Origin of the sequence: Caballeronia sp. AZ7_KS35, assembly GCF_023631045.1 — a bacterium.
GTDB classification, from domain to species: domain Bacteria; phylum Pseudomonadota; class Gammaproteobacteria; order Burkholderiales; family Burkholderiaceae; genus Caballeronia; species Caballeronia zhejiangensis.
The window spans coordinates 1-20,427 of sequence record NZ_JALQDV010000028.1 but is presented as its reverse complement, the minus strand read 5'-3'; the positions used below and the strand labels follow the sequence as shown (position 1 = coordinate 20,427).

Here is a 20,427-nt window from a genome sequence, read left to right as displayed (position 1 = left end):
CTAGCGACCCGCCTCCGCCAGCGCATCGATGCGCGCCCGCATGCGCCGCCAGTGCGAGCCTTCCCAGAACACGCGATGGCACACATCGCAGGTCACGAAGCGCGCATGCCGCTCACGTACGCCCTCGGGCACGCGGCCGTCGATCTCGCCGGGCGCGGCCGGACGCAATGGCGCGTTGCACATCAGGCAGAGACGGAACGCGCGGACGTGCGGCGCGAGATCGAAGCGCTCAGAGACTTCGCGGAACTGGTCATCGGCTTGCAGCGTCCGCACGTAGCATCCGCGCAAGACGGTGCGGCGCTTGAGCAATTCGCGATCGCGCGTGAGCACGATGCGCGCTTCGTCCTGCGCGAGCTGCTCGATTTCATCGTCGGGGAAGTTGTTGTCGTAGCGCGTGTCGAAGCCCGCCAGTCGCAGCAATTGCGCGAGTCCGCCGAGATGTGCGTCGGCGATGAAACGCAGGTCCGCGGCGTCGAGCGGCGGGCGCAGCAGCAGCGCGCCGTTCTCCATTCCGGCGGGCGCGTGACGCGCGGGATAAACCTCGATGAGATCGTCCGGCCCGATCGGGGCGTCGAATCCAACCGCGCGGCCGGCCTTCACGATCAGATCGACTTCGGTATGCGGCACGCCGAGCGCCTCGATCATGTGCTTGATCGACGAAGACTTAGCGCACGCGCACGCGAACGTGTGCCCGCGCAGGGATCGAGCGAGGAAATCGTTCAGTTCGCGATGGAAGTGAAAGCGCGCCTTGACCATGCAGCAGTATGGCATTGCGCGCTTCTGCGCGCTTTCCGGCGATGTGCTTTACTGGCGCTCGGTCCGCGCGGCATTGCGCGCGCGGCAAGCGGACAAGGCAAAGGAGCACACGAGCATGGATATCGGATTCATCGGATTGGGGGAAATGGGCGGCGCGATGGCGGAGCGCGCGCTCAAGGCGGGGCACAGCGTGCGCGTCTGGAATCGCTCGCGCGACAAAACGCGCGCGCTCGCGGATCAGGGCGCGTCGGTCGTCGATACGCCCGAGCAGGCTTTCGCCGGCGACGCCGCGTTCTCCATGCTCGCCGACGATACCGCGCTGCGCTCCGTGCTCGTCGATGGCGGCCTGCTCAAGCACGCGCCGAAAGGCCTGGTGCACGTCAACATGGCGACGATCTCGGCGGCGCTCGCCACCGAGCTCGCCGAATTGCACGCGCAGCACGGCGTCGCGTATGTCGCCGCGCCGGTGCTCGGCCGGCCGGACGTCGCGGCGGCGGGCAAGCTCAACATTCTCGCGGCGGGCGCGAGCGAAGCGATCGACCGTGTGCAGCCCGTCCTCGATGCGCTCGGCCAGAAAACGTGGCGCGTCGGCAGCGAGCCGCAGCACGCGAACGTGCTCAAGCTCGCCGCGAATTTCATGCTGGCGTCGGCGATCGAGAGCTTCGGCGAGGCGGCGGCGCTCGTGAGCGGCCACGGCATCGAATCGCAGACGCTGCTCGACGTCATCACGAATTCGCTGTTTCCGGGTCCGGTCTATCAGGGATACGGGAAGATGATCGCCGAGCGGCGCTACGAGCCCGCGCTCTTCAAGGCGCGTCTCGGACTAAAGGACGTGCGTCTCGCGATCGCCGCGGGCGATGCCGTCAACGTGCCGCTGCCGGTGGCGAGCGTCGTGCGCGACAACCTCGTCGATGCGCTCGCCCACGGCGACGGCGAGAAGGATTTCGCCGTGCTCGGTCAGGTGGCCGCGCGCCGCGCGGGGCGCGAGTCGTAAATCGATGTCGTGGCGAAGGCGGTCAAACGGCATAATTCGAATCCCGTTTCCGTCCTTGCCACGCCGCAATGAGCCTGCATCTCTGGTGGCTGTTCGTCGCCACCGTCTTCGTCGTATCCGCGATTCCCGGCCCCAACATGCTGCTCGTCATGACGCACGGCGCACGGCATGGTCTCGAGCGCTCGACCGCCACCATGGCCGGCTGTCTGACGGCGCTCGTCATCATGTTGTCGGTGTCGGCGGCGGGGTTGGGCGTGTTTCTCGAAGCGTGGCCGCGCCTCTTCGACACGCTGCGTCTGATCGGCGCGGCGTATCTCGTCTGGCTCGGCGTAAAAAGCGGGCGCGCCAAGGCGGGCGCGATCGACGTGCGCGACGGAACCGGCGGCGCGCATGCTTTCAGACCCTTCACGCTTTTTCGCAACGGCTTTCTCGTCGCGAGCAGCAATCCGAAGGCGATTCTCTTTGCGGCGGCGCTGCTGCCGCAGTTCATCGATGCAAGCCGGCCGGTCTTGCCGCAATTCGCGGTGCTCGTGTCGACGTTCGCCGTCATCGAGGTGAGCTGGTACGCCGTGTACGCGGGGCTCGGCGCGCGCATCGGCGACAAACTGAAAAGCGCGAGCGTCGCGCAGGCGTTCAACCGGCTGACGGGCGGCGTGTTCGTCGGCTTCGGCGCGATGATGGCGCTCGTGCGTCACTAACGCGCTTCCAAACGTCTGCAAAAACGGGTGCGTGACTTGCTGCCGTTTTCAGTGCTTCATTCGCTTTCGAACAGACATACGCGAATCGGCAGCGCATAGTCGCGCTCGCCGGTTCGCGGCGAAACGAAAAGAACAGCTAAAAGGAGGCGCTCATGGATGAGACAGGCCGACGCGCCGTTTTCGCCGCGCTCTTGCCGCTCTGCTTCGGCATGCTTTCGACGACGTGCGCGCGCGCCGACGACACGCCGAATCCGTGCGATGCGCTCAAACGCGTGCTGTCCGCCGCGCCGAATTTCTCGTCGCTTTCCGCTTTCGACGGCCGCGCGATCGCGCTTCCCTACGGCGACGACGCGAAGTGCGCCGCTTCGCAAACCAACTATCGATGCACATGGACGCCGCGCGGCGGATCGAGCGCGGATTCGCTGCAGGGCGTCGCGGCGGACATCGCCTCGTGCGTGCCCGACGCGACGCACGATCAGAATTCGCCCGCGCGCCAGCACTTCTATCTGGGCGCACGCGGTGCGCGCACCGAGATTACGGCGGCGCAGGCCGGGTCGAACAAGCTGACACTCGAAATTTACGGTTCCCGCTGAGGCCATCATGAGCAAGCGCATCCTGATAGCCGACGACGACGACGATGCGCTCGCCGGTCTCGCGAACTTGCTGACCGGCATGGGCCACGAGGTCGCGCTCGCGGCGAACGGCGCGCAGGCTGTGGAAGTCGCCGCGCAGTTCGACCCCGAAGTCGTGATCCTCGATCTCGGCATGCCGCTCGTCGACGGACTTGCGGCGGCGCGCCAGTTGCGCAAGCTGCCGAACGGCCACGCGTTGATGCTCGTCGCGCTCACCGGCTGGGGGCAGCCCCAGCATCGAGAAATGACGCTCGACGCAGGTTTCGACATGCATCTCGTCAAGCCGATTTCCGCGGATCAGCTCCAGTTCATCCTTTCGATGATGCAGCCCTGAGTTTCGTCGGCGTGTCGGGCGTCAGCGCGCCGCAACGGCCATGTTGCGATGCACCAATATTCTTGGTATATTTACTCCTGTCTCCTCCATGTCTCCACTGATATGGATTCAGCCCGTCAACCTTGGCGGGCTTTTTTTCGTCGGTACCTTCCGATGCTGCGCCGCACCTACTGATACGAAAAAGGCCGATTCGCCCCGTAGCGAATCGGCCTTTTTTGATTCGGCTGAAGCTCGATCAGCGGGCGAGCCCCGTCTCTTCGTCGGCGCCGATCGCGAGATTCATACACTGGATCGCCGCGCCCGACGCGCCCTTGCCCAGATTGTCGAGGCGCGCCACGGTCACGAAGCGCTCGTCGTTGCCGAACACGAAAATATCGACGCGATTCGTTTCGTTGCACGCCTGAACGTCGAAGAAGCCGGCGTCGAGGTTACTCTCAGCGTCGAACGGCATGACGCGCACGAAGGGCTCGTTGTTGTAATACTCGGCGAGCATGTCGCGCACGTCCTGCGGCTTCGCCGGGCGCGCGAGCTGGTCCGGCGAGAAATACGTCGTCACGGCGAGACCTTTCAGGAACGGTCCGACGATCGGCGTGAAGACCGGCGCGCGTTTCAGACCCGTGCGCACCGACATTTCCGGCAGATGCTTGTGCGTCAGGCCGAGCGCATACGGGCGCGGGCTCATCAGCTTGTCGTCGCCGCCTGCTTCGTACTCCGCGATCATCTTCTTGCCGCCGCCGCTGTAGCCGGTGATCGAATAGGCGTGAGCGTGGAAATCGGCGGGCACGAGGCTGCCCGCGACGAGCGGCTGCACCGACAGCACGAACGCCGACGCGTGGCAACCCGGCACCGCGATGCGCTTCGCCGTGCGCAGGCGCTCACGCTGCGCGCGCGACAACTCCGGCAGACCGTACGCCCAGTCGTCCTGCGTGCGGAACGCCGTGCTGGCGTCGATCATCACGGTGCGCGTGTTGTCCGGCGCGACGAGCGAAACCGACTCGCGCGACGCGACATCCGGCAGGCACAGGAACGTCACGTCCGATGCGTTGATGAGGCGGCGGCGCTCCTCCACGTCCTTGCGCTTCGCATCCTCGATGCGCAACACTTCGATGTCACGGCGCTGCGACAGATATTCGAAAATCTTCAGGCCGGTGGTGCCTTCCTGTCCGTCGACAAATACTTTCGTGGTCATCTCGATCTCGCTGGTTCGTGCGGGCGCTCGCCGCAAAACGGACATTTTAGTGCGAATTCGAGGCGGGCTGATGTCCGTCGTTGTCGACGGCGGCGCGATCGCCGATCCAACGCGCCGTCACAGCCGCGACGCGCGCGCCGAAAACCTTCGCCGTCTCCAGATCGCCGATCGGCGGCGCTTCCTCCGGCGAGGCATCCGCGGGCGATTGCGTGAGCAGCCCGGTGAATCCGCCGACGAAATTCAGGTCGTTGCGCGTGGCCGCCTTCGTGTTCGACGGCATCATGCCCGTGCCGACCCAGACCATCCCGTGCTGCATGGCGAGCGTCACGAAATACGAGATCGTCAGGAATTTATCGCCGTTCATGTGCGCCGAATTCGTGAAGCCGGCCGCGATCTTGTCCTTCCATTTCTGCGCGAACCACGGTTTCGAGCTTGCATCGGCGAATTTCTTGAAATCGGCGGACGGCCCGCCCATGTAGGTCGGCGCGCCGAAAACGATGGCGTCGGCGGCGTCGAGTTCGGCCCAGCCGGCGTCGTCGAGCTCGCCGACGGCGATCAGCTTCACGTTCGCGCCGGCGTCCGTTGCGCCGCCGAGCACGGCGTCCGCGACCTTCTTCGTGTGGCCGTAGCCGCTGTGATAAACGATGACGATGTTCGGCATGGTGTCCCCGAGGTCGGTCCGTGCGCGGCGGCACACGCCGAAGGCGCGCCGTGCGGACGGTTCGGGCCAGTCTAGCAAAGACAATTTCTGACCGACCGGCGCGACCGCACGGTTCTCGACGTCCGACTATCGCCCGTATGTGAAGGTGAGTCGCGCGCTGGCGATCGCCATTGTGCGGATTTCGTGTTCGAACATGAGTGCGGGCGTGCCCTGGCGCAAGCGCAGATCGGCGCTGTTGAGCGCGTACACGGTCACGATGTAGCGATGCGGCTTGCCGGGCGGCGGGCAGGGGCCGCCGTAGCCGTCCGTGTCCCAGTCGTTGCGCGCTTCGATGGCGCCCAACTTGCGCAGCGCGCCCGAAGCGCTCGCGTTGTTCGGCAGCCGATCCGTGCCGGCGGGAATGCCGGCGACGGCCCAGTGCCACCATCCGCGCCCCGGCGCGTCGGGGTCGAAGATCGTCACGGCGAAGCTGCGCGCGTTCGAAGGCGCGCCATGCCAGGAAATTTGCGGCGAGCGGTTGCCGCCCTTGCACTCGGATTGATCGAAAAGCAGATCGCGCCCGATAGTCTTGCCCGGCGCGAGATCCGTACTGGTCACGGTGAAGACGGGATCGGCCGCAGCGTCGCGCGAAATGGGAAAAACCGCCGCCGCCAAGGCGATGAACAGTACTGATACGACATGGCCACTCGAACTCACGCGTCGGCCGGTGAGGCGCATGGGCTGAACTCCTGTCAGTATCGCCGCGCGTTATAGCAGCGTTTCGCTGGCCGCAACGATGTTTTTTGTCTCAGTGATGCGCTTCGAACCAGCTTGCAGTTTAACATTGCAACAAAGCATTAAAGCTTGGATTCCTTGGGACTTAACCGATGGCGCATTGTGCGCTCGCAGGTTTGGACGTAGTGAAAGCAGCGCCTTGACGGCGACGACTTCCGACTCTATTGAATGTAGAAATGAGTAATTCGATGCAGATTCGCGCGGCAACAAATCGACTGAAATACAGGAGAGTTAAATGAGCCAGCGAATAAAAGTCATTATCGCAGACGACCATCCGGTGATCCTTTTCGGCGCGACGCAGGCGCTCAACAAGTTTCCGGAGGTTGACGTCGTCGGGCAGGCGCGTCAGTCGACCGAACTCATCCAGTTGCTTCAGAAGTCTCCCTGCGACGTTCTTGTCACCGATCTCGCCATGCCCGGCGGTTCGTACGGCGACGGCATGCCCTTGCTCGGCTACATCGGACGGCAGTTCCCGCGGGTCAAACTCGTCGTGCTGACGATGCTCGAGAATCCGGCGTTGCTCAAACGTTTGCGCGAGGTCGGCGTGATGTCGATCATCAATAAGGCCGACGACATGAATCACATCGGCTGGGCGATCCAGCACGTGATGCGCGGCCAGGAATACCTCGGGCCGTCGGTGAAGGTCGCGCTCGACAGCATGGGCCTCGGCGCGAGCGGGCAGCAGCGCAGCGTCATCCTGTCCAAGCGCGAGCTCGAAGTGGTGCGCCTGTTCGTCTCGGGCATGACGATCACCGAAATTGCGGCTCAATTGCGGCGCAGTATCAAGACGATCAGCACGCAAAAGAATACGGCGATGCGCAAACTCGGCATCGAGCGCGATTCGGAATTGTTTCAGTACGCGCAAAGCAACGGATTAATGAACCTGTCGGCGTATTCCGGCGACGGCTCGCTCGACGATTCCTCGCTTTCCAATCCGAACTCGCTTTAGTTCGTCCGCTTGCAGAATTAAAAAAACCGCTGAGTTTAATCAGCGGTTTTTTGCATTTTCATTGCCTTGCGACTGTCAATATTTATTGCGGAGCCGCAGTTGCACCGCCGTGCGCGGCCGACCATTCCGCCGGCGCATGCAGGAATTTCTCGACTTCATCGAGCGTCTTCGTCTCGAAATAGCCCTGTTCCTTCGCGACGCGCAGCACGTCCCACCATGTGGCGAGCGCGTGCAGATCGACGTCGATGTCCTTCAGCACGGACACGCTTTCCTTGAAGATGTTGTAGTGGAAGAGCACGAAGCAGTGATTCACCGTCGCGCCCGCGGTGCGCAGCGCGTTGATGAAGTTGATCTTGCTGCGGCTGTCGGTGGTCAGGTCCTCGACCAGCAGCACGCGCTGGCCTTCGGTCAGCAAACCTTCGATCTGCGCGTTGCGGCCGAAGCCCTTCGGCTTCTTGCGCACATATTGCATCGGCACCATCAGGCGATCGGCGATCCACGCCGCGAACGGGATGCCAGCGGTCTCGCCGCCGGCGACCGCGTCGATCTGCTCGTAGCCGACGTCGCGCAGAATGGTCGCTTCGGCCATCTCCATCAGGCCGCGGCGAACGCGCGGGTAGGAGATCAGCTTGCGGCAATCGATATACACGGGGCTCGCCCAACCGGACGTGAAGATGTACGGTTTTTCCGCGTTGAAGTGCACCGCCTGCACTTCGAGCAACATCTTGGCGGTGGTGTCGGAGATCGTCTGGCGATCGAAGCCTGTCATGGGCGAATCCTTGGACTTGTGTGGCGCTTGGAAAGCGGGAGGCGGCCGCGCGGGCCCTGGCGCATGGATCGACGCGGAAAGAGCATTCCTTTCGGATGGCTTTTGGCGTTTCCTGCGCGCGTGTCGACGGGACTTGGCGCTTCGGCGCCTTAGTTCGGCGCGTTAGTTCGGCGCCTTAAGGCCGTCCCATGCACAGCTAGCCCGCCATTTTACCCGAGGCGGCGAGGCCGGGCGAATTGTTTGCAGGTTGTGAAGCCGCGCCGCTCGCGCGTAAACTCGCGGCGCCGTTGCGCAACTTCACATCGCCGATGACATCCGTTCCCTCTACACAAGATTCCAGCGTCGCGCCCACGCGCCACGCGCTGCAGGCGCTCATCGCGTCGGTTCTCGGCTACGCGATGGACGGCTTCGATCTGCTGATTCTCGGCTACATGCTGCCCGCGATCGCCGCCGACCTGCATCTCACGCCCGCGCAATCCGGCGCGCTCGTCACGTGGACGCTCGCCGGCGCGGTCGCGGGCGGCATCGTGTTCGGCATGCTGTCCGACTATTTCGGCCGCGTCCGCATGTTGACCTGGACGATTCTCGTGTTCGCCGTCTTCACCGGTTTATGCGCGCTCGCGCAGGGCTATGGCGATCTGCTGATTTACCGCACCATCGCCGGGATCGGGCTGGGCGGGGAATTCGGCATCGGCATGGCGCTCGTCGCCGAGGCGTGGCCCGCGCGTTTGCGGGCGCGCGTGTCGTCGTATGTCGGAATCGGCTGGCAACTGGGCGTGCTCGCCGCCGCGCTCGTCACGCCGTTGCTCCTCCCCCTGATCGGCTGGCGCGGCATGTTCGCGGTGGGGCTGCTGCCGGCGGTGGCGTCGTTTTTCGTGCGGCGGCATGTGGAGGAACCCGCGCTCTTCACCGAACGCCGCGCGGCCGCGAAAGCGAACCGCGCCCGCAAGCTGCCGCTCAAACGTCTCTTCGACGACGCCCGCACCGCGCGCGCGAGCATCGGCGTCATCATTCTGTGCTCGGTGCAGAACTTCGGCTATTACGGGCTGATGATCTGGCTGCCGAGCTATCTGTCGAAGACGTTCGGCTACTCGCTTACGAAATCCGGTCTCTGGACCGCGGCCACCGTGCTCGGCATGGCGCTCGGCATTTGGCTGTTCGGTCTCGCGGCGGATCGCTTCGGGCGCAAGCCCGCGTTTCTCGTCTATCAGATCGGCGCGGTCGCGATGGTCTTCGTCTACTCCAATCTGACGAGCCCGTCCGCGTTGCTGATCGGCGGCGCGGTGATGGGCGTGTTCGTGAACGGCATGCTCGGCGGCTACGGCGCGCTGATCTCCGAAATCTATCCGACCGAAGCGCGCGCGACAGCGCAGAACGTGCTGTTCAACATCGGGCGCGCGGTGGGCGGTCTGGGACCGGTCGCGGTCGGCGCGCTGGCGGCGCGCTATTCGTTCGCGGTCGCGCTCGCGTTCCTCGCGTCGATCTATCTGCTCGATGTCATCGCGACGCTCTTTCTGATCCCCGAAAAGCGCGGCGCCGAGCTCGTCTGAGCGTGCTTCATCGGACGAAATTGCGCTGAAACGTTGCATCGCGTCATTTCAAGTGCGCGGTGTACACTGGACGTCCCAAAAAAACCAAGGCTCCGTCCGCTCGTCACATCCTTCCGAGCGGCACGTTGCGTCTATCCGACGTGCCGAGCCGTGATACTTGGTCCATCGATTCACATTTCCGCATTCATTGCAGCACGGTCGACGGCAGTGTGAACCCTGTTCAAATAATTCCCAAACGTCTCAGGTCAATCATGGACGAACAACTCAAGCAAAGCGCCCTCGCGTATCACCAGAATCCCCGCCCCGGCAAGATTTCGGTTACTCCGACCAAGCCGCTATCCAACCAGCTCGATCTCTCGCTCGCGTATTCGCCGGGCGTCGCGGCCGCTTGCATGGCGATCTACGACGAACCGCTCGACGCGCAGAAGTACACGTCGCGCGCGAATCTCGTCGGCGTCGTGACGAACGGCACGGCCGTGCTGGGACTCGGCAACATCGGCCCGCTCGCGGCCAAGCCGGTGATGGAAGGCAAAGGGTGCCTGTTCAAGAAGTTCGCGGGCATCGACGTGTTCGACATCGAGTTGGCTGAAACCGATCCGGACAAACTCGTCGATGCGATCGCGATGCTCGAACCGACGCTCGGCGGCATCAATCTCGAAGACATCAAGGCGCCGGAATGCTTCTATATCGAGAAGAAGCTGCGCGAGCGCATGAAGATTCCCGTTTTCCATGACGATCAGCACGGCACGGCGATCATCGCTTCGGCGGCGATTCTCAATGGCCTGAAAGTGGTCGGCAAGAAGCTCGAGGAAGTGAAGCTCGTCTGCTCGGGCGCGGGCGCGGCGGCGATCGCGTGTCTGGATCTGCTCGTGCATCTGGGTTTGAAGAAGTCGAACACGCTCGTGATCGATTCGAAGGGCGTGATCTACGAAGGCCGCGGCAATCTGGATGCGTCGAAGGAGCGCTATCAGGCGTCGACCGACGCGCGCACCCTCGCCGATGCGATGCACGGCTGCGACGTGTTCCTCGGCTGTTCCAGCGCGGGCGTGCTGAAGGCCGAGATGGTCCAGACGATGGCCGACAAGCCGCTGATTCTCGCGCTCGCGAATCCCGAGCCGGAAATCCGCCCGGAAGAAGCGAAGCGCGTGCGTCCGGACTGTATCGTCGCGACGGGCCGTTCGGACTATCCGAACCAGGTAAACAACGTGCTGTGCTTTCCGTTTATCTTCCGCGGCGCGCTGGATGTCGGCGCGACGACGATCACCGAAGAGATGAAGCTCGCGTGCGTGCGCGCGATCGCGGAACTCGCCGAAGAGACCGATCAGGGCGATGAAGTCGCGAAGGCATACGAAGGTCATTCGCTGGAATTCGGTCCGGAATATCTGATTCCGAAGCCGTTCGATCCGCGCCTCATCATCAAGATCGCGCCGGCTGTCGCGCAAGCCGCGATGGATTCGGGCGTGGCGACGCGTCCGATCAAGGACATGGACGCGTATCGCGAGACGCTCGGCGCGACGGTGTATCGCACGGGCATGGTGATGCGCCCGGTGTTCGCGGCGGCGAAGGCGGCGCCGGCGCGCATCGCGTTCGCGGAAGGCGAGGACGAGCGCGTGCTGCGCGCCGCGCAGTTCGTGCTGCTGGAGAAGATCGCGAAGCCGATCATCATCGGGCGTCCGGCGGTTGTCGAGATGCGTCTGCAGAAGATGGGCTCGAAGCTGAAGCCAGGCGTCGATTTCGAGATCGTGAATCCGGAAGACGATCCGCGTTATCAGAAGAGCTGGCAGGCGTATCACGAGATCGCCGCGCGTCAGGGCGTGACGCCCGAAAGCGCGAAGGCCGCGCTGCGCAAGTTCAACACGCTGATCGGCGCGATTCTGGTTCATACCGGCGACGCGGACGGGATGATCTGCGGTCTCATCGACACGTATCAGGATCATCTGAAGTTCATCGATCAGGTGCTCGGCAAGGCCGAAGGCGCCAACAACTTCGCGGCGATGAACTTGCTGATGCTGCAAGGGCGCAATCTGTTCATCAGCGACACGTACGTCAATGAGACGCCGACGGCCGAACAACTCGCCGACATGACGATTCTCGCCGCGCGCGAGATCGAGCGTTTCGGCGTGCAGCCGAAGGTCGCGCTGCTGTCGAATTCGAACTTCGGCAGCGTGCCGAGCGCATCGGCGAGCCGGATGGCCGAAGCGCGCAAGCTGATCGCCGAGCGCGCGCCGGATCTCGAAATCGACGGTGAAATGCACGGCGACGCGGCTTTGTCGGAAGCCGTGCGCAAGGCTTCGTTCCCCGGCACGACGCTGCATGGCGAGGCGAATCTGCTCATCATGCCGAACGTCGAGGCGGCGAACATCACGTATAACCTGCTCAAGATGGTGAGCGGCGAAGGCGTGACGGTCGGGCCGTTCTTGTTGGGTGCCGCGAAGCCGGTTCATATCCTCACGCCGGCGGCGACCGTGCGTCGGATCATCAATATGACGGCGGTGGCGAGCGCGAATGCGCGCGTGGCGAAGTAAGGTTTATTTGCTGCGCTGAACGAAAAACGGCGATCCGGAAAGGATCGCCGTTTTTTTTGAGCCAGCGCGTCAGGCTACTTGTCGCTTTTCGTCACCCTGCGGATCGCGCCACCGTCCCAGCAACTTCTCCCACTTCAGCTTCGCGGCCTTCACGTTGTTTTCCTTGATGTGCCCATACCCGCGCATCGAATCCGGCAGATTCGCCAGTTCGATCGCGAGCGGCAGCTTCTCTGCCGTCAATCCGCCGATCAGCTCCTTCACCAGCGCTTCGTATTCGCCGATCAACGCGCGCTCCATCTTCCGCTCCTCCGTGCGTCCGAACGGGTCGAGCGCCGTTCCGCGCAGGAACTTGAAACGAGCGAGAACACGCATCGCGGACATCATCCACGGGCCGTACTGCTTCTTCACCAGATGCCCATGCGAATCCTTCTTCGACAAGGAAGGCGGCGCGAGATGCACCTTGATCTTCCAGTCGCCTTCGAAGCTCCCGCGAATCTTGTCGAGGAAAACCGGATCGGCATACAGGCGCGCGACTTCGTACTCGTCCTTATAAGCCATGAGCTTGTGAAGATTCTTCGCGACAGCTTCCGTCAACGAATAATCACCGGTTCCGAGTTCCGCTTCCTTCGCGCGCACCGACGCGACCAGGCGCCCATACCGCGCCGCATAAGCCGTGTTCTGATACTTCGCGAGATAGTCGAGCCGCTTGTCGATGAGCGTATCGAGCGCCTTCGGCGTATGCAGCGCAATGATCTTGCCCGGCGCGTCTTGCGTTTGCGTCCCGTGAGCGAGCCGCGTAACCGACGAAAGATCGTGCGCCGCGCGTCGTCCCCATTCGAACGCCGCGAGATTCTTCTCGACCTGCACCGCGTTCAATTCGATCGCGCGCACCAGCGATTCATGCCGCAGCGGCACCCAGCCCTTCTGCCACGCAAACCCGAGCACGAACGGATTCGTATAAATCGCGTCGCCCATCAGCGCGACGGCGAAGCGGTTGGCATCGACGAGCGCGACGTGCTCGCCCGCCGCCGCGCGGATATCCGCCTCGGCGCTCGCGCCCGGAAAGCTCCAGTTCGGATTCTTGATGAACTCGGCGGTCGGCGTTTGCGCGCTGTTCACGACGACACGCGTGTGGTCCGGCTGCATCCGCGAGCCGCATTCGTTGCTCGCGGTCACGATCGCGTCGCAGCCGATGACGAGATCCGCCTCGCCCATCGCGATGCGCGTCGCGTGGATATCGGCAGGACGATTCGCGATCTGCACGTGGCTCATCACGGCGCCGCCTTTCTGCGCAAGACCGGTGACGTCGAGCACGGTGACGCCTTTCTGCTCCAGATGCGCCGCCATGCCGAGCAGCGCGCCGATCGTCACGACGCCCGTTCCGCCGACGCCCGTAACCAGCACGCCATACGGCCGCCCGATTTCCGGCAGCTCGGGCGTGGGCACGGCGGGCATCGCATCGCTCGCGACGCTCGTCGCCTTCGGTTTCTTCAACTGCCCGCCTTCCACCGTGACGAAGCTCGGGCAGAAGCCGTTCAGACACGAATAGTCCTTGTTGCACGTCGACTGGTTGATCTGCCGCTTCGTGCCGTACTCGGTTTCGAGCGGTTCCACCGACAGGCAATTCGACTTCACCGAGCAATCGCCGCAACCTTCGCACACGGCCTCGTTGATGACGACGCGCTTCGCCGGATCGGGAAACGCGCCGCGTTTGCGGCGACGCCGTTTCTCGGTGGCGCAGGTCTGGTCGTAGATCAGGATCGACGTGCCCGGAATGTCGCGCAACTGGCGCTGGATATCGTCGAGTTCATCGCGATGATGCACGTCGATGCCCGGCGCGAGTCCGACATTCGCCGTGTACTTCTCCGGCTCATCCGTGACGATGACGATCTTCGCCGCGCCCTCCGCCGCGAGCTGATGCGTGATCTGCGGCACGGTCAGCACGCCGTCGACGGGCTGGCCGCCCGTCATCGCGACGGCATCGTTGTAAAGAATCTTGTAGGTGATGTTCACCTTCGCCGCGATCGCCGCGCGGATCGCGAGCAGGCCCGAATGGAAGTACGTGCCGTCGCCGAGATTCGCGAAGACGTGCTTGTCGTTCGAGAACGGCGCCTGGCCGACCCACGCGACGCCTTCGCCGCCCATCTGGCTGAACGTGCTCGTGTTGCGGTCCATCCAGACCGTCATGTAGTGACAGCCGATTCCGGCCATCGCGCGCGATCCTTCCGGCACGTTCGTCGACGTATTGTGCGGACAGCCCGAGCAGAACCACGGCTTGCGCTCCGCCTCGACGCGCGGCCGCGCGAGCGATTTCTCCTTCGCGTCGATCACGGCGAGGCGCGTCGCGATGCGCGCACGCACGTCGGCGGGGAGATCGAACTTTTCGAGGCGCGTGGCGATCGCCTTCGCGATGATCGCGGGCGACAGCTCGTAGTGCGCGGGTAGAAGCCAGTTGCCCATCGGCACGGACCATTCGCCGCCGGCGCCGTCTTTCTCGTCGAACTTGCCGTAGACGCGCGGACGTTGGGCATCCGGCCAGTTGTACAGCTCTTCCTTGATCGCGTATTCGAGAATCTGGCGCTTTTCTTCGACGACGAGAATCTCTTCCAGCCCGCGCGCGAATTCCTGCGCGCCTTGCGCTTCCAGCGGCCACACGCAGCCGACCTTGTAGAGACGAATGCCGATTTGCGAACACGTCGCGTCATCGAGGCCGAGATCGGTCAGCGCCTGACGCACGTCGAGATACGCCTTGCCGCCGGTCATGATGCCGAAGCGCGCGTGCGGCGAATCGATCTCCACGCGGTCGAGCTTGTTCGCGCGCACATAGGCCAGCGCCGCGTACCACTTGTAGTCGAGCAGACGCGCTTCCTGCACGAGCGGCGGATCGGGCCAGCGGATGTTCAGGCCGCCGTCGGGCATCGCGAAATCGGTGGGCAGCACGATTTGCGTGCGATGCGGATCGATATCGACCGAAGCCGACGACTCGACGACATCTGTCACGCATTTCATCGCGACCCACAGGCCGGAGTAGCGCGACATCGCCCAGCCGTGCAGGCCGAAATCGAGATATTCCTGCACGTTCGACGGAAACAGCACCGGCAGTCCGCACGCCTTGAAAATATGCTCCGACTGATGCGCGAGCGTCGACGATTTCGCGGCATGGTCGTCGCCGGCGAGCACGAGAACGCCGCCGTGCTTCGCGGAGCCAGCGGAGTTGCCGTGCTTGAAGACATCGCCCGAGCGATCGACGCCCGGACCTTTGCCGTACCACATCGAGAAAACGCCGTCGTATTTGGCGCTCGGGTACAGGTTGACTTGCTGCGAGCCCCACACGGCGGTGGCGGCCAGATCTTCGTTCACGCCCGGCTGAAACACGATCTGATGCCCGGCGAGATGCTTCTTCGCCTTCCAGAGCGACTGATCGAGACCACCGAGGGGAGAACCGCGATAACCGGAGATGAATCCGGCCGTATTGAGACCAGCGGCTTTGTCGCGCTCTTGCTGGAGCATCGGCAGACGCACCAGCGCCTGGATGCCGCTCATGTAGGCGCGGCCGCGTTCGAGCGTGTATTTGTCGTCGAGCGTGACGGACTTCAGCGCGGCTTCTAGCGAAGCTCTCTGTTCTGCGTCTAGCGGGGCGTTCATTATGTGTCTTCCTCCACCCGAGGTTTGGGATCACCAAAGCATGTTTCGGGCCGTCGCGTCTTATGAACGGTCGGGCCGGGATTCCAGTTTGCCGGTCTAAGGGTTTTCGAGACAGTGGGACAAACCCGTTAAAAATTCCTCGCTTGGTTGCGCTTTGCGTCAATTCCTTGACGATTTGACCGTGATGCGGAAGGTTTTGTTACATCGTGTAAAACCGACCGATCTGCGGAACCCTGCCACTCATCCCTGTCTAAAATGGCGCTTCCGGAAATCCCGTGCCATCTTTTTAAGCACGTTTTGGCTTCCGAAAGCGAGTTGTACGCAAGCAGTTAGAAGGAGATAACGATGAAACAACGCCACATCCAGAATTTCTTGATGGTTTCGGCAGCCTTTTTCGCCATCAGCGCGCCCGTTGGTGGCGCACGGGCGAATAATGCCTCGCCGTTCGGGGCGTCGTCGGTTGCACAGGTCGCGCAAGTGCGCGTTCAGTCGGTTCAGGCTGGCGCCCAACAGCGCCGCGAATCCGAAAGCAGCGACGACGAGACGGCGGGCTGACCCGATCGTCGCGGTCCGCGCCGACAAAGCGGGCCGCCGGAATGGAAAAAGGGACATGAAATTCATGTCCCTTTTTTTGTGCCGCTCGTATTTCTTAACTCGCGGTGGTGTCCTTCAGCACGCCACGGCGCATTTGATCCAGTTCGATCGATTCGAACAGCGCCTTGAAGTTGCCTTCGCCGAAGCCCTGATTGCCCTTGCGCTGAATGATCTCGAAGAAGATCGGCCCAATCTGGTTCTCCGTGAAGATCTGCAACAGGATTTCGTCCTTGGTGCCGTCGATCAGAATCTTGCGCTTTTTCAGTTCCGCGACGGATTCGCAATGCCCCGGCACGCGACGATCGACGAGTTCGTAATACGTGTCGATGGTATCGAGCAGCGCGATCTTCGCGCCGCGCAGTCCGTCGACGGTGCCGTAAATGTCGCCCGTGCCGAGCGCGATGTGCTGAATGCCTTCGCCGTGATACGCGTCGAGATATTCCTGAATCTGGCCGGCGTTCTCCGAGCCTTCCTCGTTGATCGGAATGCGGATCTTGCCGCAGGGCGAGGTCATCGCTTTCGACTTCACCGCCGTCACCTTGCCTTCGATATCGAAGTAACGCACTTCGCGGAAGTTGAAGAGCCGCTCGTAGAACTCCGCCCATTCGACCATGCGGCCGCGATGCACGTTGTGCGTCAGGTGATCGATATACGTGAGGCCGTGGCCGACCGGATTCTGCTCCGCGCCCGGGATCGGCTCGAAATCGACGTCGTAAATGCTGATATCGCCGATGCTGCCCGGCTGCGCGCCGTTCTTGCCGCGCCAGCGATCCACGAAATAGATCAGCGAATCGCCGATGCCCTTGATCGCCGGGATATTCAGCTCCATCGGACCGGTCTTGTTGTCGAAACCCCAGGCGCCGAGTTCGAGCGCGCGCTGATACGCCTTGGCGGCATCGGCGACGCGGAATGCGATCGCGCAGATCGACGGCCCGTGCAGACGCGCAAAGCGCTGCGCGAAGGAATCCGGCTCCGCGTTCACGATGAAGTTGATTTCCCCTTGCCGATACAGCGTCACATCCTTGTGACGATGCTTCGCGATCGCCGTGAAGCCCATCTGCTCGAACAGTTTCCCGAGCGCGACGGGATCCGGCGCGGTGTATTCGATGAACTCGAAGCCGTCGGTGCCGACGGGATTGTCCCAAGTCGTTGCGGTCATGCATGTCTCCTGATTGGCGTGCGGCGCGTGTGCGCGACGTGAAGACAGTTTAGTCAGATGGCGATGGCAAAAACTTGCGAAACAAATCGCGCATTCATAAGATTGCGCACGATACTGCTAATCGAGTGCATTCCGGAGCTATGAAATGGCCGAACCCGAATTGGACACGATAGACCGCCGCATTCTTGCGATCCTTCAGGAAAATGGCCGGCTGTCGAATCAGGAGATCGCCGAGCGCGTGAATCTGTCGCCGAGTCCGTGCTTGCGGCGCATCCGTCGGCTGGAGGAGATCGGCGTCATTCGCGGGTACGTCGCGTTGCTCGACGCAAAAAAACTCGGGCTCGGCTTGCTTGCCTATATCAACGTGCGTCTGGAAAAGCGCGGCGGCACGCAGGCCGCGGCGGGCACGCCGAAGGCGCCGACGCACGGCGATCTCTTTCGCGAAGCCGTGCGTTCATGGCCGGAAGTCGTCGCGTGCGACGCGATGACCGGCGAGATGGACTTTCTGCTGCGCGTGCAAGTGCGCGACATGGATGACTTTTCGCGCTTCGTGCAGGACGAGTTGCTGCATCATCCATCGGTGATCGACGTACGCTCGAGCTTCTCGCTGGAGCGCATCAAGGAGACGACGGTTCTGCCGTTGCGCTGAAATGAAAAAGGGCGGTCGATGCCGCCCTTGCTGGTCCCGCTCGCAGCGCAAACCCCGCGCTGTTCTCGATGATGGTTAAGCTGCGTCCGCCGTCGGAACGAACGCCTGAAAAACCTGCGACGCACGATGCGCCTGACGCTTGATCGCGTAGTCGAACACGGCCGCTTGCTCCTGGAGCATTTCGGCCATGATGCTGGTCTGATCGGCCGGCGCGAGCGACAGATAGGCGTCCGCTTCGCCGTACGCGTACTCGATCTTCATGCCCGACTTCTTCGCGATGTGCATCATGGTCGAGTTGCGCGACAGGCAGTGCATGTAGAGCACCGACACGTGCGTGTTGCGGCTGCGCATGGCGGCGCGCTCGAAGAGCTTCGAGCCGACGCCGCGGCCGCGGGCGCTTTCGAGCACCGACACGCCGAACTCGGCGGTGCGCTTGTCGCCTTCGGCGGGCAGATAGGCCAGATGGCCGACGCCGATCAATTCCAGCGCGCTGCCGAAGACACCGAACACCTTGTCGTCCGCGAAATTGATGTTGCGCACGTAGTTCTCGATGACGTGGTCCGGCACGATCTGGCCGAACCGCAGAAGACGGTCGTCTTCATCGAGCGCGAGGAAGTGCGTGAGGAGACGCTCGCGATCCGCCGAAGACAACTCGCGGACGAGAACCGGCATACGCGCGTCCTTGAGCGGCTGATCGTGCGCGACGATCTGCTCGGCAGTGCGGTTGATAGTCAGTTCCACGGTCGTTTCTCCTTCGATTCGTCATGCAGCGTGCTGCAAAGCAAAACGAATTCTAGCCGATCTGGGAGAAGCGAGTACGGGAAAACCCTTAAAACCGATTAGGCGTGACGTTCTAAACGAGCGCTGAAATCAATTTAGGTCAATGAAATCAGTCGCTTAACAGATTGGCGTGAACGCAACGGTTCACCGACCGGTGAGTCTGTTGTGCCGCAGCATTTTCTAACGGTCGACGTTTAACCCATTTTCGATCATGTCGACGACCTGCTCGGCGAATTCGCTGTAGCCGAGCTTTCCGCCCGGCTTGAGCCAGGTGAACGTCCAGTTGATCATGCCGAACACCATCATCGTGAGGGCGGTCTGATTGTCCTTGGTCGCGCGTTTCGGATACGCGCGCGCCAGTTGTCGCGCGAACGCCGCCACGATGTCGCGCTGACGATCGAGGACGATTTCGCGCTGCGCCTCTTCGAGATACTTCACGTCGTTCAGCAGCGCAACGTGCCGGCTGTGCGACGTCTCATATTCGGCGAGGAACGCGCGCACGAGCTCGGCGAACGCCTCGCGCTCGCCCAGTCCGCGCCGCTGGCTCGCGCCTTCGACCTCCGCGATGATCAGCATCAGCCGCTTCGTGTAGCGATCGAGCAGATCGAAGAGGATCGCTTCCTTGCTCTCGTAATAGTGATAGAGGCGGGCTTTCGACGTGCCGCTCGCCGCGGCGAGATCGGCCATCGAGGTACTGGGATAGCTCGTCTGCGCGAATTTCGCGGCGGCGAGTTCGAGGATCTGTTCGCGTTGCGTCTCGTGATCGGGCGCTTTGGTACGGGCCATGTGTTCGAAGAATGCGTTCTTATAAATATGGATTCAGCGGCGCAGTTCGGCCTGACTGATTTCGGACGGCGTGCCGCGGATTTTAAGCCGTCCCGCCATCACGAGTTCGCGGCAACGCCAGAACGCGACGGCATCGGAGAGCAGGAAATCGAAGCGCTGTGCCATCGCCGCGCCGGCGATGCGGGCGGCCGGCTTCCATTCTGGACTGGCGAGATCGAGCAGCGCTTCGTCGACGTCGGTCCAGGTTCCCGATACGAGCATGTTGTCGCGCAGCCGGCGCGTTTCCGCGTTGGCGTACTTCGCTTCCTGCCATTCGAGCGCGAGCCGGCTGATGCGCAGCACGGAAATGGGCGCGGCGGTCGGCAGCTTCGCGACCAGTTGCTTCGGCGAGAACATGCCGACGGCCGTCGCGCGGTCTTCGCGGCTGACGCGTTGCGGCTCGCTGTCGTCGGTTCCGATCGACAGATCGTCGTACGTGAGTTTTGCTTCGTTCAGGCGCTGCGGCGCATTGCGCAGATGATAGGCGACGCGTCGCAACGTGAGCTGATCCGCCGCGCTCTGACCGTGCCACACGACGATCTGTCCGTCGCCGCGCGCGAGGCGGGTGAAGAGCGCCTGTTGCTGTTCGAGTTCGTCTTCGAAGTCGATGCCGCTCGTTATGATCTGACGCCAGAACGTGGCGCGCGCGAGCACGGATTCGTCGATGTCCCTGAGCGGACCGACGGCGAGATCGTCGCGCAGCGCAATGACGCGCTCATCGCGTTCCGCGCGCAGCAGGGCTTCGGTGAGCGATTGGGCCGCGCTATCGCCATTCGTGACATGAATCGTGTTCATCGGTGTCGGCTGCCGGAAAGACGAAAGGACCGCTCGGGTGAGCGATCCTAGTTTACGCGAATCGAATGCCGGCGGGACGTCGCTTACCGCTCGTCGAAGCTCACAACCACGCGCTCGCTCACCGGATGGCACTGGCAGGTCAGCACGAA

19 protein-coding genes are annotated in these 20,427 nt (G+C 62.9%); 9 read left to right on the top strand and 10 right to left on the bottom strand.

What is annotated here, in order from left to right:
* On the bottom strand, window positions 1-756 hold the full coding sequence (locus NCT05_RS17080) for a Mut7-C RNAse domain-containing protein (protein WP_250502876.1): 756 nt from the start codon (window positions 754-756) through the stop codon (window positions 1-3).
* Between NCT05_RS17080 and NCT05_RS17075 the strand changes: the two genes are divergently transcribed.
* The 4 genes from NCT05_RS17075 to NCT05_RS17060 all read left to right on the top strand — a co-directional run bounded on the left by NCT05_RS17075 (window position 755) and on the right by NCT05_RS17060 (window position 3,414).
* Entirely contained in the window at window positions 755-1,750 is a 996-nt protein-coding gene (locus tag NCT05_RS17075) for an NAD(P)-dependent oxidoreductase (RefSeq protein ID WP_279613006.1), read from the top strand. The two genes, NCT05_RS17080 and NCT05_RS17075, sit on opposite strands and share 2 nt — an antisense overlap.
* Window positions 1,751-1,818: 68 nt before the next feature.
* Window positions 1,819-2,448 carry a LysE family translocator gene (locus NCT05_RS17070; protein WP_250502768.1) on the top strand — a complete coding sequence of 210 codons (630 nt, stop codon included), beginning with the start codon at window positions 1,819-1,821 and terminating at the stop codon, window positions 2,446-2,448.
* A 152-nt stretch (window positions 2,449-2,600) separates the two neighbouring features.
* Window positions 2,601-3,041: a hypothetical protein gene (locus NCT05_RS17065; RefSeq protein WP_034473244.1), complete on the top strand. Its 441-nt coding sequence runs from the start codon at window positions 2,601-2,603 to the stop codon at window positions 3,039-3,041.
* A gap of 7 nt (window positions 3,042-3,048) precedes the next feature.
* Complete coding sequence (locus NCT05_RS17060; protein WP_008352689.1) at window positions 3,049-3,414, top strand: response regulator; 366 nt, start codon at window positions 3,049-3,051, stop codon at window positions 3,412-3,414.
* A 235-nt stretch (window positions 3,415-3,649) separates the two neighbouring features.
* Here NCT05_RS17060 and argC read toward each other — a convergent pair whose 3' ends face one another.
* The 3 genes from argC to NCT05_RS17045 all read right to left on the bottom strand — a co-directional run bounded on the left by argC (window position 3,650) and on the right by NCT05_RS17045 (window position 5,981).
* The gene (gene argC / locus NCT05_RS17055; RefSeq protein WP_250502767.1) at window positions 3,650-4,603 is read right to left on the bottom strand and encodes an N-acetyl-gamma-glutamyl-phosphate reductase; all 954 of its coding nucleotides are present in this window, start codon (window positions 4,601-4,603) and stop codon (window positions 3,650-3,652) included.
* Window positions 4,604-4,649: 46 nt separating this feature from the next.
* Window positions 4,650-5,264: a flavodoxin family protein gene (locus NCT05_RS17050; protein ID WP_008352694.1), complete on the bottom strand. Its 615-nt coding sequence runs from the start codon at window positions 5,262-5,264 to the stop codon at window positions 4,650-4,652.
* A 126-nt stretch (window positions 5,265-5,390) separates the two neighbouring features.
* Complete coding sequence (locus NCT05_RS17045) at window positions 5,391-5,981, bottom strand: YbhB/YbcL family Raf kinase inhibitor-like protein (protein ID WP_008352697.1); 591 nt, start codon at window positions 5,979-5,981, stop codon at window positions 5,391-5,393.
* A gap of 292 nt (window positions 5,982-6,273) precedes the next feature.
* On the opposite strand from NCT05_RS17045, the gene NCT05_RS17040 reads away from it, so the two are divergent.
* Window positions 6,274-6,987, top strand: a complete 714-nt coding sequence (locus tag NCT05_RS17040) for a response regulator (RefSeq protein ID WP_008352699.1) — start codon at window positions 6,274-6,276, stop codon at window positions 6,985-6,987.
* Window positions 6,988-7,069: 82 nt separating this feature from the next.
* Here the strand turns inward: NCT05_RS17040 and NCT05_RS17035 are convergent, their stop codons facing one another.
* A complete protein-coding gene (locus NCT05_RS17035; RefSeq protein ID WP_008352701.1) occupies window positions 7,070-7,756 on the bottom strand; it encodes an orotate phosphoribosyltransferase in 687 nt (228 codons plus the stop codon).
* Between the two features lie 308 nt (window positions 7,757-8,064).
* Here NCT05_RS17035 and NCT05_RS17030 point away from each other — a divergent pair, with 308 nt between their 5' ends.
* Together NCT05_RS17030 and NCT05_RS17025 are read left to right on the top strand one after the other, a co-directional pair.
* The gene (locus NCT05_RS17030) at window positions 8,065-9,306 is read left to right on the top strand and encodes an MFS transporter (protein WP_250502766.1); all 1,242 of its coding nucleotides are present in this window, start codon (window positions 8,065-8,067) and stop codon (window positions 9,304-9,306) included.
* 251 nt (window positions 9,307-9,557) lie between these two features.
* A complete protein-coding gene (locus NCT05_RS17025) occupies window positions 9,558-11,831 on the top strand; it encodes an NADP-dependent malic enzyme (protein ID WP_034473239.1) in 2,274 nt (757 codons plus the stop codon).
* A gap of 69 nt (window positions 11,832-11,900) precedes the next feature.
* On the opposite strand, the gene NCT05_RS17020 is transcribed toward NCT05_RS17025, so the two are convergent.
* Entirely contained in the window at window positions 11,901-15,476 is a 3,576-nt protein-coding gene (locus NCT05_RS17020; RefSeq protein ID WP_175979592.1) for an indolepyruvate ferredoxin oxidoreductase family protein, read from the bottom strand.
* Window positions 15,477-15,821: 345 nt separating this feature from the next.
* On the opposite strand from NCT05_RS17020, the gene NCT05_RS17015 reads away from it, so the two are divergent.
* Entirely contained in the window at window positions 15,822-16,031 is a 210-nt protein-coding gene (locus NCT05_RS17015; protein ID WP_008352707.1) for a hypothetical protein, read from the top strand.
* Window positions 16,032-16,125: 94 nt separating this feature from the next.
* Here NCT05_RS17015 and hppD read toward each other — a convergent pair whose 3' ends face one another.
* Entirely contained in the window at window positions 16,126-17,229 is a 1,104-nt protein-coding gene (hppD, locus tag NCT05_RS17010; RefSeq protein WP_008352709.1) for a 4-hydroxyphenylpyruvate dioxygenase, read from the bottom strand.
* A gap of 145 nt (window positions 17,230-17,374) precedes the next feature.
* Between hppD and NCT05_RS17005 the strand changes: the two genes are divergently transcribed.
* The gene (locus NCT05_RS17005; RefSeq protein WP_250502765.1) at window positions 17,375-17,878 is read left to right on the top strand and encodes an Lrp/AsnC family transcriptional regulator; all 504 of its coding nucleotides are present in this window, start codon (window positions 17,375-17,377) and stop codon (window positions 17,876-17,878) included.
* A 75-nt stretch (window positions 17,879-17,953) separates the two neighbouring features.
* Here NCT05_RS17005 and NCT05_RS17000 read toward each other — a convergent pair whose 3' ends face one another.
* From NCT05_RS17000 to NCT05_RS16990, 3 genes are all read right to left on the bottom strand, one after another.
* Window positions 17,954-18,550: a GNAT family N-acetyltransferase gene (locus tag NCT05_RS17000; protein ID WP_235366314.1), complete on the bottom strand. Its 597-nt coding sequence runs from the start codon at window positions 18,548-18,550 to the stop codon at window positions 17,954-17,956.
* Between the two features lie 288 nt (window positions 18,551-18,838).
* Entirely contained in the window at window positions 18,839-19,444 is a 606-nt protein-coding gene (locus tag NCT05_RS16995) for a TetR/AcrR family transcriptional regulator (RefSeq protein WP_008352714.1), read from the bottom strand.
* Window positions 19,445-19,477: 33 nt separating this feature from the next.
* A complete protein-coding gene (locus NCT05_RS16990) occupies window positions 19,478-20,278 on the bottom strand; it encodes a DUF1835 domain-containing protein (protein ID WP_034473234.1) in 801 nt (266 codons plus the stop codon).
* Window positions 20,279-20,427 lie beyond the last annotated feature (149 nt).

What these genes read in the sequence shown, in the direction of transcription:
- NCT05_RS17075 (WP_279613006.1), top strand. Translation starts at nt 755, where the DNA reads ATGCAGCAGTATGGCATTGCGCGCTTCTGCGCGCTTTCCGGCGATGTG.
- NCT05_RS17080 (WP_250502876.1), bottom strand. Translation starts at nt 756, where the DNA reads ATGGTCAAGGCGCGCTTTCACTTCCATCGCGAACTGAACGATTTCCTC.
- NCT05_RS17070 (WP_250502768.1), top strand. Translation starts at nt 1,819, where the DNA reads ATGAGCCTGCATCTCTGGTGGCTGTTCGTCGCCACCGTCTTCGTCGTA.
- NCT05_RS17065 (WP_034473244.1), top strand. Translation starts at nt 2,601, where the DNA reads ATGGATGAGACAGGCCGACGCGCCGTTTTCGCCGCGCTCTTGCCGCTC.
- NCT05_RS17060 (WP_008352689.1), top strand. Translation starts at nt 3,049, where the DNA reads ATGAGCAAGCGCATCCTGATAGCCGACGACGACGACGATGCGCTCGCC.
- argC (WP_250502767.1), bottom strand. Translation starts at nt 4,603, where the DNA reads ATGACCACGAAAGTATTTGTCGACGGACAGGAAGGCACCACCGGCCTG.
- NCT05_RS17050 (WP_008352694.1), bottom strand. Translation starts at nt 5,264, where the DNA reads ATGCCGAACATCGTCATCGTTTATCACAGCGGCTACGGCCACACGAAG.
- NCT05_RS17045 (WP_008352697.1), bottom strand. Translation starts at nt 5,981, where the DNA reads ATGCGCCTCACCGGCCGACGCGTGAGTTCGAGTGGCCATGTCGTATCA.
- NCT05_RS17040 (WP_008352699.1), top strand. Translation starts at nt 6,274, where the DNA reads ATGAGCCAGCGAATAAAAGTCATTATCGCAGACGACCATCCGGTGATC.
- NCT05_RS17035 (WP_008352701.1), bottom strand. Translation starts at nt 7,756, where the DNA reads ATGACAGGCTTCGATCGCCAGACGATCTCCGACACCACCGCCAAGATG.
- NCT05_RS17030 (WP_250502766.1), top strand. Translation starts at nt 8,065, where the DNA reads ATGACATCCGTTCCCTCTACACAAGATTCCAGCGTCGCGCCCACGCGC.
- NCT05_RS17025 (WP_034473239.1), top strand. Translation starts at nt 9,558, where the DNA reads ATGGACGAACAACTCAAGCAAAGCGCCCTCGCGTATCACCAGAATCCC.
- NCT05_RS17020 (WP_175979592.1), bottom strand. Translation starts at nt 15,476, where the DNA reads ATGAACGCCCCGCTAGACGCAGAACAGAGAGCTTCGCTAGAAGCCGCG.
- NCT05_RS17015 (WP_008352707.1), top strand. Translation starts at nt 15,822, where the DNA reads ATGAAACAACGCCACATCCAGAATTTCTTGATGGTTTCGGCAGCCTTT.
- hppD (WP_008352709.1), bottom strand. Translation starts at nt 17,229, where the DNA reads ATGACCGCAACGACTTGGGACAATCCCGTCGGCACCGACGGCTTCGAG.
- NCT05_RS17005 (WP_250502765.1), top strand. Translation starts at nt 17,375, where the DNA reads ATGGCCGAACCCGAATTGGACACGATAGACCGCCGCATTCTTGCGATC.
- NCT05_RS17000 (WP_235366314.1), bottom strand. Translation starts at nt 18,550, where the DNA reads ATGCCGGTTCTCGTCCGCGAGTTGTCTTCGGCGGATCGCGAGCGTCTC.
- NCT05_RS16995 (WP_008352714.1), bottom strand. Translation starts at nt 19,444, where the DNA reads ATGGCCCGTACCAAAGCGCCCGATCACGAGACGCAACGCGAACAGATC.
- NCT05_RS16990 (WP_034473234.1), bottom strand. Translation starts at nt 20,278, where the DNA reads ATGAACACGATTCATGTCACGAATGGCGATAGCGCGGCCCAATCGCTC.